The sequence below is a fragment of the Autumnicola lenta genome, from assembly GCF_031846515.1.
GTDB classification, from domain to species: domain Bacteria; phylum Bacteroidota; class Bacteroidia; order Flavobacteriales; family Flavobacteriaceae; genus Autumnicola; species Autumnicola lenta.
In genome coordinates this window covers 76,395-94,664 of record NZ_JAVRHO010000014.1, presented here as the reverse complement: position 1 = coordinate 94,664, position 18,270 = coordinate 76,395, and the positions used below count along the sequence as shown (strand labels likewise).

13 protein-coding genes are annotated in these 18,270 nt (G+C 39.7%); 7 read left to right on the top strand and 6 right to left on the bottom strand.

The window, feature by feature from the left end; all coding sequences use genetic code 11:
• The first annotated feature begins 28 nt into the window (after positions 1-28).
• A complete protein-coding gene (locus tag RM545_RS11245; protein ID WP_311495374.1) occupies positions 29-985 on the top strand; it encodes an N-acetylmuramoyl-L-alanine amidase in 957 nt (318 codons plus the stop codon).
• Between the two features lie 11 nt (positions 986-996).
• Here the strand turns inward: RM545_RS11245 and RM545_RS11240 are convergent, their stop codons facing one another.
• The 4 genes from RM545_RS11240 to gluP all read right to left on the bottom strand — a co-directional run bounded on the left by RM545_RS11240 (position 997) and on the right by gluP (position 6,080).
• Positions 997-2,217 (bottom strand): C40 family peptidase, encoded by a 1,221-nt coding sequence (locus RM545_RS11240; RefSeq protein ID WP_311495373.1) that lies wholly within the window; start codon positions 2,215-2,217, stop codon positions 997-999.
• A 78-nt stretch (positions 2,218-2,295) separates the two neighbouring features.
• Positions 2,296-3,903 carry a glycoside hydrolase family 10-like protein gene (locus tag RM545_RS11235; protein ID WP_311495372.1) on the bottom strand — a complete coding sequence of 536 codons (1,608 nt, stop codon included), beginning with the start codon at positions 3,901-3,903 and terminating at the stop codon, positions 2,296-2,298.
• Positions 3,904-3,911: 8 nt separating this feature from the next.
• On the bottom strand, positions 3,912-4,730 hold the full coding sequence (murQ, locus tag RM545_RS11230) for an N-acetylmuramic acid 6-phosphate etherase (RefSeq protein ID WP_311495371.1): 819 nt from the start codon (positions 4,728-4,730) through the stop codon (positions 3,912-3,914).
• 81 nt (positions 4,731-4,811) lie between these two features.
• Positions 4,812-6,080, bottom strand: coding sequence for a glucose/galactose MFS transporter (gluP, locus tag RM545_RS11225; protein ID WP_311495370.1), 1,269 nt, complete (start codon positions 6,078-6,080; stop codon positions 4,812-4,814).
• Between the two features lie 329 nt (positions 6,081-6,409).
• On the opposite strand from gluP, the gene lepA reads away from it, so the two are divergent.
• Entirely contained in the window at positions 6,410-8,206 is a 1,797-nt protein-coding gene (gene lepA, locus RM545_RS11220; RefSeq protein WP_311495369.1) for a translation elongation factor 4, read from the top strand.
• Between the two features lie 208 nt (positions 8,207-8,414).
• Here lepA and RM545_RS11215 read toward each other — a convergent pair whose 3' ends face one another.
• The gene (locus RM545_RS11215; RefSeq protein ID WP_311485295.1) at positions 8,415-8,771 is read right to left on the bottom strand and encodes a four helix bundle protein; all 357 of its coding nucleotides are present in this window, start codon (positions 8,769-8,771) and stop codon (positions 8,415-8,417) included.
• Between the two features lie 149 nt (positions 8,772-8,920).
• On the opposite strand from RM545_RS11215, the gene RM545_RS11210 reads away from it, so the two are divergent.
• A complete protein-coding gene (locus RM545_RS11210; protein WP_311495368.1) occupies positions 8,921-9,676 on the top strand; it encodes a YebC/PmpR family DNA-binding transcriptional regulator in 756 nt (251 codons plus the stop codon).
• Between the two features lie 155 nt (positions 9,677-9,831).
• Here the strand turns inward: RM545_RS11210 and RM545_RS11205 are convergent, their stop codons facing one another.
• Positions 9,832-11,712, bottom strand: coding sequence for a cation:proton antiporter (locus RM545_RS11205; protein WP_311495367.1), 1,881 nt, complete (start codon positions 11,710-11,712; stop codon positions 9,832-9,834).
• Between the two features lie 200 nt (positions 11,713-11,912).
• Between RM545_RS11205 and RM545_RS11200 the strand changes: the two genes are divergently transcribed.
• The 4 genes from RM545_RS11200 to RM545_RS11185 are packed head-to-tail and all read left to right on the top strand — an operon-like array spanning position 11,913 to position 18,237.
• A complete protein-coding gene (locus RM545_RS11200; protein ID WP_311495366.1) occupies positions 11,913-13,694 on the top strand; it encodes a cation:proton antiporter in 1,782 nt (593 codons plus the stop codon).
• 34 nt (positions 13,695-13,728) lie between these two features.
• On the top strand, positions 13,729-14,595 hold the full coding sequence (locus RM545_RS11195; protein ID WP_311495365.1) for an MBL fold metallo-hydrolase: 867 nt from the start codon (positions 13,729-13,731) through the stop codon (positions 14,593-14,595).
• A 9-nt stretch (positions 14,596-14,604) separates the two neighbouring features.
• Entirely contained in the window at positions 14,605-16,299 is a 1,695-nt protein-coding gene (locus RM545_RS11190; protein ID WP_311495364.1) for a S8 family peptidase, read from the top strand.
• Between the two features lie 51 nt (positions 16,300-16,350).
• Complete coding sequence (locus tag RM545_RS11185; protein ID WP_311495363.1) at positions 16,351-18,237, top strand: M1 family metallopeptidase; 1,887 nt, start codon at positions 16,351-16,353, stop codon at positions 18,235-18,237.
• Positions 18,238-18,270 lie beyond the last annotated feature (33 nt).

Genomic DNA, 18,270 nt, shown 5'->3' with positions numbered 1-18,270 from the left:
TTTTACGGGAATAAATCCATTGGTTTCTATGAAGAGTATTAGTATTAAAACTGTTTACCGCCTCACGTTTTTTCTTCCTGTTTTATTGCTACTCAATTCCTGCGCCACGAATCCCTACGCTAAAACCAACAGGGTTTATAAGAAGCAAACAAAAGTCTTTGCAAAGGAATTACGAATTTCTCCTGAAGAGGAAATTGCTAAAAATCCAAATATAAAATACGGCGAATATTGGGTGGGAACCACAAATTTTAATCTTAGAAGGCCAAATTACGTGATCCTGCACCATACCGCCCAGGATTCTGTAGAACAAACTTTAAATACCTTCGTAACTCCCCAGAGGCAGGTGAGCGCCCACTACGTGATTGGCCACAACGGCGAAGTTTACCACATGCTCAACGATTATTACCGCGCGTGGCATGGCGGAGTGGGAAGCTGGGGCACCACCACAGACCTTAATTCTGCCTCCATAGGAATTGAACTCGACAACGACGGCTTTGAGGAATTCAGCGATGCGCAAATCGAAAGTTTAATTGAAGTACTTAAAATGCTAAGGGAAAAATATAAGATTCCGGCGCAAAATGTGATTGGCCATTCTGATATTGCACCTTCCCGGAAAGTTGATCCCAGCGTTTTCTTTCCTTGGGAGAAATTAGCTGAAGAAGGCTTCGGAATTTGGTATAATGAAGAAGTTGTGGACAATCTTCAGTTGGAAAGTGAATTCTACAATTACGACAAGCAATTGCTGATCATGGAAAGGCACTTTCCGGGTCGAAAATTGCCGTTTTTAGACCGTCTCCTTTTTCCGAATATTATTCCTTCAGATTTTAATTATGAAGATGCGCTGAAGATTATTGGCTACGATACTTCCAATTTAAGCTCCGCAATCCAGGCTTTTGAGCTTCATTTTATCCAAAAAGACGTAAACGGAGTCCTTAGCGATTATGATTTAAAGGTTTTATACGATATTTATCGCAAATCCTTCTAAATCGGTCTTTTTCATTCTTCTTTTGAAGAGGAATCGGTGAAAATGTCCTTTTTCCGAAGGTAGGTTAGCCCCTCGCCCTCCTGGTCCAGCAAACGCTTGGTTCTAAGGTAACGATTATAGTCAAAATCGTCGTAATTAGGCGCTTCTTTAGCCACACTGCTCACGTGCACGCTGCCCGACGAGTGAATAAACTCATTATTTCCAATCCACATGCCCACGTGCACTACTCTTTCTGAAGTTGAATCTGTAGCGGGTCTTCCGAAGAACAAAAGGTCGCCGGAGACGAGATTTTCAAAATTTCGTGTGGAATCGATGAGTTTTCCGGTGTGGACCTGCTGGGAAGCATCCCGCGGAATCACCATTCCGTTTAAGAAGAAAATGGTTTTGGTGTAACCGCTGCAATCAACGCCTTTGGCCGATGTGCCTCCCCATAAATAGGGCAATCCCATTAGTTTTTTTGAAGTAGCAATCAGGTCGTCACCTTCAGGATCGAGTTCCTGCAGCCACTCCATATACTTTTTTGCTTCATTTTGCTGAATAAAAGCCGTTCTGCCATCGGGATATTCCACCTCAAAATATCCATTTTTTTCGCCGGAAAATTCCAGAATAGCACCGGCCACCAAATCTGAAACCACTCCTGAAGCTTCGTCTGCTTCCGCAAAAGAATTTCCGAAGGGCTGCAGGTAAATAAGCTTTTCTGAAGATTTCCAGTCCTTAAATTCTTCATCAGAAAAAATCTGCACTCCTCCCCCATCAACCCAGGATAAATAATTATCCGGTGTCTGGATTAAATACCAGTTATCTTCCTTTTTATAAACTTTTACGGGAGTTCCAAGCGTCGCCTGCGTCACCAATTCTGAAGAATGCGCAGCCTCGCCACGCAGGTTTGCAACAGAGATTTTTATTACTCCGTGCTGCATATTCTCCATTTCCTCCTGCGGAAGAATTTTGATGCTATCCCGAAAATTGACATTTTCGGCCTCTAACTTTTCTTTGAGATTATTCACTGCTTCTGGAAGATTAGATTCTCCCATTAAGATATAAACGTCCTCCTTCTTTTCCGCCTGAATATCAAAAAGTGCCACTCGTTTATCTGGTGCAAACTCCTGCCGCACCTCAGCAATGGTTTCTTCAGCTTTATTCTCGTCTTTTTCCTCTTTTTGATCACAGGAAACTGTAATAAATAAGAGAAAAAGTCCGAGTAGTTTTATGTTTTTAATCGATTTCATCATGGTCATGCTTTAAAATTCATCATTTTGATTCCACAGGTACGAAAATTGCCAAATTTGAAGGTGCTCCTAAAAAACTAATTACTGAAGCTCAATTTCCTTAAAATTACTTTCATTTCCTGTACGATCTACGGCTGTTATTCCGATTTTACTGAAATTTTTGGCATTGTGCAATACAAATTTCTTTTCATTCCTACTGAAAATCCTGAAATCCCACCCGGAATTTTCATATTTGAAATACAAAACCCACCTAAAAACATCATCCGGGTCCGTATGTTCCCATTTTAGCTCTAATTTATCTTCAATTTTCGAAATATTCAGCTTGGGCACTTCCGGAGCTTCATCATCCAGCCACGGACTTGCAGGAACGAGTGCTTTTTTCCTGTACGGACCTTCTTTTAAAGCATGCGCCAGTTCCGGATTTTTCATAATCGGGCCAACATTCCAGTGTACCGCTCCCCGACTGTCAAGAATTCCGCGGGTAATCATAATCTGGTTGGTAATTTCATCCGTATCCTTTTCCTTTTCTTCCCCGATAAGCGCATCATTAATACCCGGCCATAAATGCCTGTTTTCAGTATTTTCATCCTTCCACCAACTCAATAAAACCGGGAAACTCTGAGCAACCTGGTTGATCTTCCAATATAACTGAGGTGTAAAATAGTCGATCCAGCCTTCATTTAGCCACAATTTGGCATCTGCATAAAGTTCGCTGTACTGGTCCATTCCTTTTATAGAAGCCGGGTGGCCGGGACGCCAGATCCCAAAAGGACTAATCCCGAATTTCACATGCGGTTTTTCAGCTTTAATTTCAGAATAGATTCGTTTTACAAATTTGTTTACATTGTCCCGTCTCCAGTCGTCCCGCAACAGTTTTCCTCCTTCTGCTTTATATTGATCCCAGCTAATATTATCGGGAAATTGCTGCTTTCCGTTATAAGAAGCATAGGGATAAAAATAATCGTCAAAATGGACGCCATCGATATCATAACGCTGCACGATATCCATCACCACAGCAGAAACATGATCCTGTGTGCCTTGTTTGGCAGGATCCATCCACCAGAACCCGTTTTTAAGCTTCGTCATAAGCTCCGGCCTTGTTTTTACCAGCGACTTTTCAGAAATTTCACCACCAGTGGTATGGTAGGCACGATATGGATTTAGCCATACATGAAGCTCCATCCCACGGTTGTGCGCGGCTTCTGTCCAGAATCTTAAAGGATCATAATAAGGTTGCGGTGCTTTTCCTGTTTCACCGGTAAGAAAGTAGGACCAAGGCTCCAAGTCGCTCTCATACAACGCATCTGCCTGCGGTCTTACCTGCAGGATCACCGCATTAAAATTATGCTCCTCCAGAAAATCCAGGATTTCCAGCGCTTCCTGTTGTTGCTGACTTGTTGACAAATTTCGTTGGCTGGGCCAATTAATATTCGCCACACTGGTCACCCATGCAGCACGAAATTCGGCTATTTTAAGCGGGGCTTCAGATTTTACAGTTTTCTCCTCTACAACCTCCGGAATTGCAGGCGGTGGTGGCGGTGACACTTTTTCTGAAGAAGAAAGTGTATCTTTTATTTCCGGTTTTGTGGTTTCAGGAGTAGGAGAAACAGCGGGTTTTGTGGTTTTACAGGAATTAAATAATAACACGCTACAAAAAAACAATACAAATAAAAATATTCTTTGGGACATGAAATGCTCTAGCTTTTTTTATAAACAGATATTACTTTTCTTACACTTTTGTGCTCTTCCAATAGTTGCGCGGCTTCTTTTTCATCAACCCCAAGCTCGTCCATAATCATTCTTGTACCGCGGCCTACCAGCTTCTTATTGGATAACTGCATGTCTACCATTTTATTTCCTTTAACGCGACCAAGTTTGATCATCACGCTGGTAGAGATCATATTCAGAACCAGTTTTTGCGCCGTTCCCGCTTTCATCCTGGTACTTCCGGTAACAAATTCCGGTCCTGTAATTACCTCTACAGGAAATTCTGAAGCTGCTGCGAGTGGACTTTCGGAGCTGCAGGTAACGCATCCGGTCGCAATTCCGTTCTCACGTGCATCTTTAATTCCCCCAATCACGTAAGGTGTTGTTCCCGAAGCTGCTATTCCCACGAGCACATCTTTTTCTGAAATTTGGTATTGCTGAAGGTCTTTCCACGCCTGTTCTGTATCATCTTCGGCGTTTTCCACTGCTTTCCGCAACGCTCCGTCCCCTCCGGCAATGAGTCCGATTACCGTATTGTGATCCACACCAAAAGTCGGCGGACATTCTGAAGCATCCAGAACACCAAGTCTCCCGCTGGTACCGGCGCCAATGTAAAAGAGCCTTCCGCCCTGCTCCATTTTCTGGACAATCACCTCAACCAATTTTTCAATTTCGGGAATAACTTCTTCAATGGCTTCGGGAACAGTTTTGTCTTCCGCATTAATACTGGTGAGCAACTTCGAAATGCTCATTTTTTCCAAGTCGTTATATTTTGAAGATTTTTCGGTATCGGGTTTATGATGTTCCATGTAAAAGTTTGACGCAAAGGTTAGCTAAAATTTTATTTTCCGAAGAAAGTTTTATTTCTGAAAATGAAAATTTTCAGAGTCTTATGCTTTTCTGATTTTATGTCCGGCAACCGCGTAATATAGTATGAATAAATAAAGAGGCACAACAACCCAGTATGCCAGTTGTTTATCCATCGCCCCTGCAAGAGCCCCGTAAGCCAGGGGAATAATTGCACCTCCGGCAATTCCCATAACCAGTAACGAAGAAACAGTTTTAGTTAATTTTCCTACATCGGCCAGGGTCAACGGCCAAATTGCCGGCCACATTAGCGAATTCGCCAACCCCAGTAATGCAATAAATGCTACTGAAGCAAAGCCCGAAGTAAAAATGGCCCCAACGGCAAATGCCACTCCAAGGATAGCACATACTTTTAAAGCATTTTCCTGCTTTATGTATTTGGGAATAGCAATAATACCTATTATGTACCCCGCAATCATCGCTACCATTGTTCCTGTAGGAAAACCTCTTGCTGTCTCAAAATCAAAACCCTGGAAAATTCCGTAATCAATAATAGTGTCGGCAGCAATTACTTCCACCCCCACATAAATAAAAAGAGTAATCACCCCAAGAACGGCATGAGGGTAATCAAAAATGCTTTTACTCCCTTTAAGAGCAGCATTTTCGTCTTCTTCCTCTTCGGCCTCTACTTCCGGTAAACTGGATTTGTACACCCACAAGCCTAAGAGAAGTAACACTACAATAATTCCAATATAAGGCGGAATTACTCTTAGCGCCATCTCATCTAATGCAGACTCATTAGTAGTCCTTGAAAGTTCTTCAGCTTTGTCCAGTTGCAGGAAAAATCCGATGATAATGGGAGCCGCCGCACCAGCCAGTTTATTGCAAATCCCCATGATGCTTATTCTTTTGGCAGCGCTTTCAGCCGGTCCTACAATAGTGACATAAGGATTGGAGGCCGTTTGCAGAATTGCCAGCCCACTTCCCATTATAAAAAGTCCGGTAAGAAACAAAGGATAATACCGCGTCATCGCGGCAGGAATAAAAAGTAAAGCTCCAAAAGCCATAATAACTAAAGCCACAGACATCCCTTTTTTAAAGCCCAGCCAGCTGAGGGTGCGAGTGGAGACGGGAGCCATCACCACGTAGGCAATATAAAAGGCAAAGGTTACAAAATAAGACTGGAAGGTCGTGAGTTCACAGGCGATCTTGAGATACGGAATTAAGAGGGCGTTAAGCCATGTAACAAATCCGAAGATAAAAAACAGCGCTCCTATAATAATAATTGACCGATTAGAATCTCCCGAAGAACTTCCTATTTTAGATTCTTCTACTCTATCTGATTTTGCCATATATGAAGATTATGTTGCTGTTAATCCTTGCTTTGATGTAATTCTGAAATCATTTTTTTCTTCTTCGGAACAAATTAAGAATATCTTTTCTCAACGAAGAAAGTTAATTCACACAAAATATGTGATTATTATCAATCTCAGCTTTATTTATTTGCAATATAAGTACTAAAATTTTCTGTCACAGAAGGAGTTAATATTTCTATCGCGATCTGCCTTGAAAACGAAATTGTCACTGCCGTACAAATATTCTTTAAAGACTTGTAAATAAACTATATTTGTAGCCAATTTTTGCTGATCTTTTTTTCAGATCTACAACATTTAAATTATCAATGAAAAACATACGTAACTTTTGTATTATCGCCCATATTGACCACGGAAAAAGTACCCTGGCAGACCGGTTGCTGGACTTTACAGGTTCGGTTACAGATCGTGAAAAGCAGGAACAACTTTTAGATAGCATGGACCTGGAGCGCGAACGTGGAATTACTATTAAAAGCCACGCCATCCAGATGGACTATGAATATGAAGGTGAAAAATATGTGCTGAACCTCATCGATACTCCCGGACACGTGGATTTCTCCTACGAAGTTTCCCGGTCTATCGCTGCCTGCGAAGGGGCTTTACTCGTTGTAGATGCCGCCCAGAGTATACAGGCTCAAACAATTTCCAATCTTTATCTTGCTTTGGAAAATGATCTTGAAATTATTCCTGTACTTAACAAAGTGGATTTGCCAAGTGCTAATCCCGAAGTTGTTAGCGATGATATTGTTGATCTTTTAGGTTGTGAACATTCAGATATTATTCCTGCCAGTGCCAAAACAGGACTGGGAATTGAGGAAATACTGGCTGCCATTATTAAAAAAGTACCGGCTCCCAGCGGAAAAGTAGATGCTCCTTTGCGGGCGCTTATTTTCGATTCGGTTTATAATCCTTTTCGTGGTGTGGAAACCTATTTCAGGGTAATTAATGGTTCCATAAAAAAGAATCAGAACATAAAATTTGTTGCTACAGGAAAAAATTATTCTGCAGATGAAGTAGGAACTTTGCGATTAAAGCAATTTCCGAGGGAAGAAATTAAGACCGGTGATGTTGGATATCTTATTACGGGTATAAAAGATGCCCGGGAAGTGAAAGTTGGGGATACTATTACCGATGCAAAAAATCCGACTACGGAAGCAGTAGCAGGCTTTGAAGATGTAAAACCGATGGTTTTCGCCGGAATTTATCCCGTTGATACTGAAGATTATGAAGAACTTAGGGCTTCCATGGAAAAACTTCAGTTAAATGATGCTTCCCTTGTTTTCACTCCGGAAAGTTCTGCAGCCCTGGGCTTTGGCTTTCGATGTGGGTTCCTTGGGATGTTACACCTGGAAATTATTCAGGAAAGGCTGGAACGCGAATTTGATATGACGGTAATTACCACCGTTCCCAACGTTTCCTATCATGCCTACACCAATAGAAATCCAGATGAAGTACTGCTGGTAAACAACCCTTCAGATTTACCTGAACCTTCTTCCCTAAACCGGGTTGAAGAGCCGTTTATAAAAGCTACTATTATCACGAAAGCAGATTATGTTGGAAACGTAATGTCACTTTGTATTGAAAAACGAGGAGAAATTACCAATCAGACCTATCTGACGACAGAACGTGTGGAATTATCTTTTGATATGCCTCTTGCCGAGATTGTTTTTGACTTTTATGACAGGTTAAAGACGGTTTCCCGTGGTTATGCTTCCTTTGATTATTCTCCAATTGGAATGCGGGAGTCAAAACTGGTAAAAGTAGATGTCCTGCTGAACGCAAATACGGTAGATGCACTTTCTGCATTGCTTCACGTGGACAATGCTTACGATATTGGTAAAAAAATGTGCGAGAAGCTGAAGGAACTTATCCCAAGACAACAGTTCGATATTCCAATCCAGGCGGCAATCGGAGCAAAAATTATTGCCCGTGAAACCGTAAAAGCACTTCGTAAAGACGTTACTGCAAAATGTTACGGTGGGGATATTTCCCGTAAACGTAAGCTTCTTGAAAAGCAGAAAAAAGGTAAGAAACGTATGCGCCAGGTAGGAAACGTAGAAATCCCACAGGAAGCTTTTATGGCAGTTTTGAAACTGAATGACTAATATTAGTTCGGAGTTTTTAGTTCGGAGTTCGTGGGGTTAAGTTCTCGAAATCTCTTTTAAGCCGAAAATTATCTCTATTATTCACAGAGGATTTTTCTCCTTTTTATTAAGAAATATTATTTCTGAAATCCCGCAGTAAATTACTACGACAGTTCTTAAGCAAATTATTAGTATCAGTTTGGAGAGTTGTAGTTCGGACTTCGTAGAATCAGGTTTTCTCCAGATATCTTTTGAGTCCGGAAATCATCTTTACTATTTCTACCAGGTCAGCTCTCATTTTTTTCTCCAATTGGGAAGAAATGTATTGCTGCCTTTCTGCAATGGTTATACAAACGATACATTCCCTTAAAGAATTCGCAGCTATTCCTAAATATCTGGAGAACTCCCTTTTTGAACCCCCCGAACCCTCGGCAATATTTAATGCAATTGAAACCGCAGCTCTTCTAAATTGAGATGTCAAGCCGTATACCTCATCCTTCGGAAAATCCTTCGTACTTATATACACCAGATCGGTAAAGAGAAGAGATTTCTTGTAAACCTCTAAATCTTCAAATTTGAAATTCATAGCAATGAAGATAGGTTATTTTGTACATCCTTTCTGAGTCAGTTCCAAATTTCTCCCTTGTGCCGAACTTTTTTAACTTTGTAATCATTAGAAAACACACTACGAACTACGAACTAAAAACTAAAGACTAAAGACTAAAGACTAAAAAAATGGCCGGACATAGTAAATGGGCAAATATTAAGCACCGTAAAGGAGCGCAGGATAAAAGAAGGGCAAAGCAGTTTACCAGGGCGATAAAAGATATTAGCGTTGCTGTAAAAGAAGGTGAAGGGCCAGATCCAGAGGCGAATCCCGCGCTGCGTAATGCTATTTCCAATGCCAAGGGTGTAAACATGCCCAAAGACACTATAGAACGCGCTATAAAGAAGGCCAGCGGCGCCGATGCCGATAATTATGAGCTGGTGACTTTTGAAGGTTACGGGCCTAACGGAATTGCTTTTTTTGTTGAATGTACTACAGACAATACTAACAGGACGGTGGCTTCTGTAAGGTCGATATTTGCCAAAAACGGAGGTAGCCTTGGAACTAATGGTTCACTGGAATTTCTTTTCGATAAAAAAGGTGCTTTTATGCTTGAAAAAGAGAAAATAGCGCGGAATTTGGAGGAATTTGAACTGGAATTGATAGAAGGAGGCGCCACAACTATAGAAAAAGAAGAAGATTACCTCACCGTTTATACAGAGTTCACAGATTTCGGACTTATGTCCTCAAAACTGGAAGATTTGGGCATTGAGCCTAAAAATTCTGAAGTACAGCGAATTCCTTTAAATACTATTGAACTTCCGGTTGAAGATGCTAAGAAAATACTTGCTTTAGTAGATAAATTTGAGGAAGATGATGATGTGCAGAATGTTTATCACAACCTGGAAATCAACGATGAATTGATTTCTGCAATGGAAGAATAGCCTTCAGGCGCAGATAATTGAAGTCTTGAGACTATGATTGAAAATTGGCAATTTTCACCTTACATCTTCAGTTAAAAACTTTCTTTTTCAGAAGATATATTTAGAGAATCGGTTGTTTCAGAATAATAAAACAAGCATGTTTCCTAAAATCCTGATCAGCCTTTCTCATCCAGATCTTCTACTGTTTCCTCGTAGTTTTCTTCGTTCTCGTGCTCCTCTTTCTGAATCTTTTTACCAAGGTACACGAGCTGATAACCTTCATTAATTTCAACTTCAGAACTATGTGAGGGTATTATTACAAACTTGCCGGTTTCAGACTTCACAAAAATCGGGATTATATCGGGATCTGTTTTAGAAATTTCTATAAGACCTTCGTAGTGCTCTTTACTATTAAGATCCAGCTCATGAATCATTGGATATCTTCTTGATACTTCTGTTAATTTAATATAATCGTCAGTATGCGAAAAAAGACCTTCCTCGGGGTTCTTTTCGGGATTATTCATCTCATCTGAAGTGATGACCCTAAAAGAGCCATTTTCGCCAAATTGTTTTTTAAACTTGGTAATAGCTGTTTTATTAATATCGCTGTTGCCGGTAATGGCCATAACGTAACCAACATCATTAAGCTCTACGTTATTAAGTAAATCGTCTGCATAAACACTTCCTTCTATGGCATCTATACCTAGATCTTTTGCTTTTCTAATATTGTCTGCATTGTTATCCAGCAATACTACGTGACGGTTATTATCCTGAAGATATTTACCTATTAATCTCGAAATAGAAGAAGCACCAACAATTAAAATTCCCTGCGAATCCTTTATGAATACACCTACCATTTTTGCAAAAACACGTGCAGTGGCAGCATTTAGTAGTACTGAGAATAGTACTATTAAAAATACCAACGGAGTGATATATTCTGCTCCTTCAACACCTTCTCGCGTTAGCCTTAATCCAAAAAGTGACGCTATACCCGCGGCTACAATTCCACGTGGTCCTACCCAACTTATAAAAGCAATTTCGTTGGCCTTTAAGCCCGAGCCAAGGGAACTAAGTATAACCCCAAGAGGCCGCACAAGGAGAGCAACTATTCCGAAGAGAATAAGCGCATTCCAGTTAAAAACAAGTAGTAATTCAGAAATTTCGATATTTGCGGCAAGAAGAATAAAAAGTATAGAGATTAGCAATACACTAAGAGATTCTTTAAAATAGAGGAGTTCTTTTATATTCGGAAGTTTTTGGTTTCCCATTACCATTCCCATAATAACTACAGCTAAAAGTCCGCTTTCATGCGCAAAAATATCGGCGAGCACAAAAACTCCTAATACAGTGGCCAGTATAAAAACATTCAACAGGTAATGCGGAATAATCTGCTTTCTTATCAAAAATCCGAGTAAATGGGCAAAAGTAAAACCAAAGGTAAATCCAAACAGGAGAATTTTTCCAAATTCAATTAATGCGGTTTGCGTAAAATCCTGTCCGCCTTCTACCCTGATAAATTCGAACATTAAAACCGAAATAAGTGCACCAATAGGATCTATAAGAATACCTTCCCATTTTAAGATAGAAGATACATGCACCCGCAACGGAATATTTCTCAAAATAGGTGAAATAACGGTTGGACCTGTAACAATAATAAGTGCAGAAAATAGAAATGAAATTTGCCATGTAAGTCCAAAGACAAAGTGAGCTGCCAGGCCGGCACCGAGAAAAGTTACCAGGGTACCCACACTTATTAACTTAAGAATTACGGGGCCAATATTACCAACTTCACTTCTTCTAAGCGTAAGGCCTCCTTCAAATAAAATTACTGATATGGCAAGGGAAACAAAATAAAAAAGACTTTCCCCGGGAAAGAGTCCTTCTGAACCATTCCAGATAGGCTCTACCCATTTAGACCCGTCTTCGGTAATTAAAGTGGATAAAGGGCCTACCAGAAGACCTATTAAAATTAAAGGTAAAATTGCGGGAGTCTTAATTTTCCAGGCCAGCCATTGTGCCAGGATTCCCAATATTACTATACTCGCCAGTTCTAACATTCTACTTTCTTTATAACTCCGGAGAAATCCGGAATTTCGAACTACTACAAAGTTCTATAATTAGCTAATATCTGCAATTATAGTTCTATTACAGTAAACTTATAAACTTACTCTTATAAAATAAGCTTAATTATACAAAAAAGATTTTTATAGAATTCGTATTTTTAAGAAGATTACTTTCCTAAACCAATTCACACACCATGGAAGAGCTCAATATTATAAACCTTCTGATCATACTTGTAGCAGCATGGGTAGGAGGATCGACAGCAAAAAAACTGGGTTATCCTGCTATTTTAGGAGAGTTGGTTATAGGGATTTTACTTGGACCTGCTCTTTTCGGAATCCTGGAAACTTCAGAAATGATAAGTGTTTTGGCTGAAGTTGGTATTATTCTACTAATGGTTTATATCGGTATTGAAATTAACTTTCGGGATTTAGGAAAAGCTTCCTGGCCGGGTTTGTTGGCGGCTATTGGAGGATTTGTAGTTCCGTTTGCATTAGGTTATTACACTATAATTTATTTTGGAGGGGATCCACTGGCTGCAGTTTTTGTTGCCATTGCCGTGGCAGTAACTTCACTGGCCACCAAAAGCCGGATTCTCGTAGATCTCAAGCTTTTAAATACCCGTATTGCATATGTTTTAATGGCCGGCGCTTTAATATCTGATACCCTCGCCCTGATAATTTTTGCAGGTATAGTAAGCTTTGTAGATTTAGGCAGCATAGATACTATGGGGCTTATATGGGTAGCTTCCAAGGCTATTCTCTTTTTCGCTTTTACAGCCCTGGCCGGGATTTATCTTCTTCCGCTTCTCGGAAAGTACCTTATGAAAGCGAATGTAAACAGCCGGACTCTTCATTTTACACTTATCCTGATTATAGTTTTCGGATTTTGCGAACTTGCTGAAATTGCAGGTTTACACAGCATTTTAGGTGCTTTTATGGCCGGATTATTTATTAGAGACGGGGTTTTTAACCGACAAATTTCAAAAGAGATAAATAATATTTTTCATGATATCTCTATCGGATTTCTTGCGCCCATTTTCTTTGTTTCCGCGGGCTTTAATGTAACACTGGAGGTTTTTCAGACAGATCTTGCGATGCTTGTCACCGTCACACTGGTTGCAATGATAGGTAAGATATTTGGAACCGCTCTCTTTTACCTTCCCAGCGGATTTGGATGGCGTGAAGGTATTACGGTTGGTACAGGAATGAATGGCAGGGGTGCAGTGGAAATAATAATTGCTGGAATTGGACTGCAAATGGGCATCATAACTTCAGAAATATTTTCAATTTTAGTCTTTATGGCTATTTTTACCACCCTTACGGTTCCCGTTTTTCTTACCTGGACTACAAACTGGTTACGCAGCAGGGGAGAACTGGTGCATCAGGAATCCAGGAGTGGCTACATTATTTTGGGTGCAAACCCCCTGAGCCTTTACATGGCAAAACATTTACAGCAAAATGATGAAGTGATAATAATAGATGCCAACCGTGAATTGGTTAATGAAGCTAAGAATCAAGGGTTTAACAGTATGTACGGCAATATTCTTAGGGAAGAAACTTTTGAAGATGCTAAAGCTATAGAAAAAAGAACTTTTATTGCACTCACCGAAAACAGTGAAATAAATTTTTTAGCTACTCAGTTAGCTGATGAGGCTTTTTATATTCCCAACAAAATAGTACTTGTCTCACCTAAGAAGGGTGGGGCAGACGTCGATATGCTGGACAGAATTAACGCCACTTCTATGTTTGCAGACAAAACCGAATTAAAGCCCTGGATAAGGAAGATATCTTCTGAAAATTTTGAGGAGAAAACTATTGAAATTAAAGAATCCATATCTACCCGGGAATGGGTAAAAGACCATAGAAATGAAAAGAGCATTTTACCTATTTTAATTACCGACAGTGAAGGTAAAAAAAGAGCATTTCGTTATAATGATACTATAGATCCTGAAGAAATAGTAACCTATTTACAATAGATATTTTTATTAAAAACAAAACAATTTACATTACATGAATTTATATCCAATTGAAGCAGGAAATTTTAAACTCGATGGAGGGGCCATGTTTGGAGTTGTTCCAAAAAGCCTTTGGTCTCGTACAAACCCCGCTGATGCCAACAACATGATAGATATTGCCGCACGCTGTTTGCTTATTGAAGACGGTGATAAACTTATCCTCATAGATACGGGAATGGGAAGTAAGCAAAGTGAGAAATTTTTTAGCTACTACTACCCATGGGGTGACCATTCCATCGATAAATCCTTAAAAAAGTACGGCTTTCACCGTGATGATATTACGGATGTCTTTTTGACACATCTTCATTTTGATCATTGCGGTGGTGCTATCCAATGGAACAAAGATCAGACCGGTTACGAACCAGCCTTTAAAAATGCGAAGTTCTGGAGCAATGAAAAGCACTGGTTATGGGCCACACAGCCTAACGCACGGGAGAAAGCCTCTTTTTTAAAAGAGAATATTCTCCCAATGGAAGAAAGCGGACAACTACATTTTATGGAGCGCAACGGAGATAAGCAAAACTATGCAGAATCTGAAGAGTTGGGGTTTGGCGCATTATTTGTTGATGGACATACCGATAAACAAATGATCCCTCATATTCATTATAGAGGCAAAACTTTGGTTTTTATGGCAGATCTTTTACCAACAGCTGGCCATATTCCTTTGCCTTATGTGATGGGTTTTGATACCAGACCGTTGCTTACCCTTCCGGAAAAGAAAATTTTCCTGAACAAAGCAGCAGATGAGGACTATTTCTTGTTTATGGAACACGATGCAAATAATGAAATTATTACCCTTAAGCATACAGAAAAGGGAGTGAGAATGGACCAATCCCTAAAATTTGAAGAAGTTTTTAATTAAAAGTAATTTATGAGAATACCTGTTTATAAATCTTTCCTGGCGGTAACAGCTGCAGCTATGCTTTCCGCTTGTGGAAGTACAGCTCCACGTCTAGTTTCTACACCTATTGAAAGAATAGATTCCATCCCATTAAAAGTGACAGATTTGTCTGAAGCACAACTCAAAAACTGGAGCGCTGCAGACTTAAGATATGACACAATTCCTGGTATGAGCGTTAACCGTGCTTATGACGAAATTATACAGAATCACAAAGGCAAGACGGTTATCGTGGGTGTGATAGATAGCGGCGTGGATATCGAACATGAAGATCTCCAGAATATAATCTGGACGAACTCCGACGAAATTCCCGGAAATAACAGAGACGATGATAAAAATGGATATGTAGATGATATTCACGGCTGGAATTTTCTTGGCGATGCCTTAGAAGAGAATATGGAATATGTACGTATTTACAAGCGACTTAAACCAAAATATGAAGGAAAACCGGCAAGCTCTATAAGCACAGCAGACCGGCAGGAATTTATTTTGTACCAACGTTCTAAAGAAGAATATAATAAAGAGCTGACCGAAGTCAATCAAAATAAGCAACAGTACATCCAGATAAGGGAGCAGCTTACTGCAGCTCATCAGGCCGTTTCTAAAAAACTTGGGAAAGAAGATTATAGCAAAGCAGAACTTTCAGCATTTCAGCCTGAAGATCAGCAAATGGCGCAGTATAAAGGAATGCTGGCTCAAATTCAGAATAATGTAAATGAAAATATTCCTGAAGCTTTAGAAGAACTTGATGAGGCTATTGATTATTACGATACCAGGTTGGATTCGCATCTTAACCTTGATTTAGACGGTAGGGCAGTAGTAGGTGATAATAGCTATGATATTACCGATACAGATTACGGAAATAATGATGTAGATGGTCCTACTCCAGATAAGGAGAATGTAAAACACGGTACACATGTAGCCGGAATTATTGCTGCACAACGCAATAACAACATTGGTATAGATGGGGTAGCCAATAACGTAGAAATCATGGCTATTCGTGCAGTCCCGGATGGAGATGAATATGATAAAGATATCGCACTGGCCATACGTTATGCCGTAGATAATGGAGCTAAAATTATTAACACAAGCTTTGGTAAATACTTTTCTACAAATCCGGAATGGGTAATGGACGAGCTAAGATATGCTGCGGAAAATGACGTGCTGATTGTTAATGCTGCCGGTAATGAAAGTATTGATCTGGACCAGACAATGGTTTATCCAAACGATCAATCTCCTGAAGTACCGGAAGAAATAAGTAATAGCTTCCTTACAGTAGGAGCGCTAAATTTCGAATATGGCTCAGAACTGGTTTCCGGTTTTTCAAATTATGGAAGAACAAATGTAGATGTTTTTGCTCCGGGAAGTAAAATCTGGTCTACTACTCCCAATAATGAATATGAATTCTTGCAGGGAACTTCTATGGCCGCTCCGGCAGTTAGCGGTGTTGCTGCTATGATACGCTCTTATTATCCAAAATTAAAAGCAGCCCAGGTAAAGGAAATTATTATGCAAAGCGGACTATCTACCGCAACTATGGTATTGATTGGAGAGCAGGGACAAAGCACCAAAAACTTTAACGAATTATCAAAATCTGGTAAAATGGTGAATATGTATAATGCATTTATCCTTGCAGATAAGGTATCAAGAGGTGAAACGAACCTTTAAGAAGTAAATTTTTAACCCCTAAAAATATCATTTTTTAATAAATTCAGATAGATGAAAAAGATTCTTTTAAGCATATTTTTATTCAATATAGCCATTCTAAACGCTCAAAATAGTATTAATTACTGGCAGCAACATGTAGATTATACTATGGAGGTGGAAATGGATGTAGAAAATTATAAATACACCGGTACACAGGAGCTGGAGTACACAAACAATTCCCCAGATACTCTTAATAAAGTTTTTTATCATCTTTATTTTAATGCTTTTCAGCCAGGAAGTGAAATGGATATCAGGCTTCAGAATATTCCAGATCCAGATGCTAGAATGACTAATAATTTGGGTACAAGGGAGAATCCGCAATATGAAAGTAGAATTTCGAAATTACAGCCAGATGAAATGGGATATTTGAGAGTTAAGTCACTCTCGCAAAATGGCAATTATCTTCAATTTGAAGAGGTGGGAACCGTGCTGGAAGTAAATCTTGAAGAACCCATACTTCCCAGAGAGAAAACCACTTTTAAAATGGGATTTGAAGGCCAGGTTCCTTTACAAATACGTCGTTCAGGAAGAAACAGTGCCGAAGGTGTTGCACTTTCCATGAGCCAGTGGTACCCGAAATTAGCAGAATATGATTTTGAAGGATGGCACGCAGATCCATATATCGGCAGGGAATTCCACGGCGTATGGGGTAATTACGATGTGAAAATCACAATAGATAAAGAATATATTCTTGGAAGCACGGGATATCTTCAGAATGCAGATGAAATTGGGTATGGTTATGAAGAAGAAGGAACTAAAGTTAAAAGAAACAGAGGTAATAACTTAACCTGGCACTTTGTTGCTCCACAAGTTCACGATTTTACCTGGGCTGCAGATCCCGAATATATTCATGATAAAATAACTGCACAAGATGGAACTGTGCTTCATTTTCTTTACAAGGATAATCCTGAAATAAAGGAAAACTGGAAAAACCTTCAGCCAAAAACAGAGGAACTTCTGCTGTTTTTTAATGAAAATATAGGGCCTTATCCATGGGATCAATATTCTGTTGTACAAGGTGGAGACGGTGGTATGGAGTATGCCATGCTTACACTCATTACCGGCGAAAGAAGTTTTGGTAGCCTGGTAGGAGTTACGGCTCATGAGATGGCACACGCCTGGTTTCAGCATTTATTGGCCACAAACGAGTCTAAGCACGAATGGATGGACGAAGGTTTTACCTCCTATATTTCAGACATAGCTATGAACGAAGTAATAAACACGAATGAGGAAAATCCGCATACAGGTTCTTACAGAGGATATTTTCAGCTGGCCCAAAGTGGTGTGGAACAGCCTCAATCTACGCATGCAGATCGTTATAATTATAATTTTGCCTACGGTGCTGCAGCATATTCCAAAGGTGCTGTTTTTCTGGCGCAATTAGGATATATAATTGGCGAAGAAAATCTTCAGAAAACATTGAAAAAATACTATGACGAGTGGAAATTTAAACATCCTACTCCAAATGATTTTATAAGAATTGCTGAAAAAGTATCTGGAGCAGAACTTGACTGGTATTTAACAGACTGGACACGAACTACAAACGTTATAGATTATGCTATAGAATCTGTTGAATCTGAAGGAAATGCTACCACTGTTAATTTAAAAAGGAATGGAGCCATGCCAATGCCTGTTGAAGTTAGCGTTACGTATAACGATGGAGAAAAGGAACTTTTTTATATTCCTTTGCAGCAAATGAGATGGGAAAAGCCTGCTTCTGGAGCAACAAACAGAACTGTGAAAGAAGATTGGGCCTGGGCATATCCAACTTATGAACTTAAGATCGATGCCGAAAAAAGCCAAATATCGTCCATAGTTCTGGATGAGTCACAGTTAATGGCAGATATAGACAGGAGCAATAACGAATATACGGCAGAGTCACCAGGTACCGGTGAATAAAAAATAAAAGCTTCCGCAACAAGCCTGAAGGTT

Excerpts from the sequence above, each read along its gene's own strand:
- RM545_RS11195 (WP_311495365.1), top strand. The coding sequence starts at position 13,729 with ATGAATTTATATCCAATTGAAGCAGGAAATTTTAAACTCGATGGAGGG.
- RM545_RS11240 (WP_311495373.1), bottom strand. The coding sequence starts at position 2,217 with ATGATGAAATCGATTAAAAACATAAAACTACTCGGACTTTTTCTCTTA.
- RM545_RS11215 (WP_311485295.1), bottom strand. The coding sequence starts at position 8,771 with ATGAATTTCAAATTTGAAGATTTAGAGGTTTACAAGAAATCTCTTCTC.
- RM545_RS11245 (WP_311495374.1), top strand. The coding sequence starts at position 29 with ATGAAGAGTATTAGTATTAAAACTGTTTACCGCCTCACGTTTTTTCTT.
- RM545_RS11205 (WP_311495367.1), bottom strand. The coding sequence starts at position 11,712 with ATGTTAGAACTGGCGAGTATAGTAATATTGGGAATCCTGGCACAATGG.
- lepA (WP_311495369.1), top strand. The coding sequence starts at position 6,410 with ATGAAAAACATACGTAACTTTTGTATTATCGCCCATATTGACCACGGA.
- RM545_RS11210 (WP_311495368.1), top strand. The coding sequence starts at position 8,921 with ATGGCCGGACATAGTAAATGGGCAAATATTAAGCACCGTAAAGGAGCG.
- RM545_RS11235 (WP_311495372.1), bottom strand. The coding sequence starts at position 3,903 with ATGTCCCAAAGAATATTTTTATTTGTATTGTTTTTTTGTAGCGTGTTA.
- murQ (WP_311495371.1), bottom strand. The coding sequence starts at position 4,730 with ATGGAACATCATAAACCCGATACCGAAAAATCTTCAAAATATAACGAC.
- RM545_RS11185 (WP_311495363.1), top strand. The coding sequence starts at position 16,351 with ATGAAAAAGATTCTTTTAAGCATATTTTTATTCAATATAGCCATTCTA.
- gluP (WP_311495370.1), bottom strand. The coding sequence starts at position 6,080 with ATGGCAAAATCAGATAGAGTAGAAGAATCTAAAATAGGAAGTTCTTCG.
- RM545_RS11200 (WP_311495366.1), top strand. The coding sequence starts at position 11,913 with ATGGAAGAGCTCAATATTATAAACCTTCTGATCATACTTGTAGCAGCA.
- RM545_RS11190 (WP_311495364.1), top strand. The coding sequence starts at position 14,605 with ATGAGAATACCTGTTTATAAATCTTTCCTGGCGGTAACAGCTGCAGCT.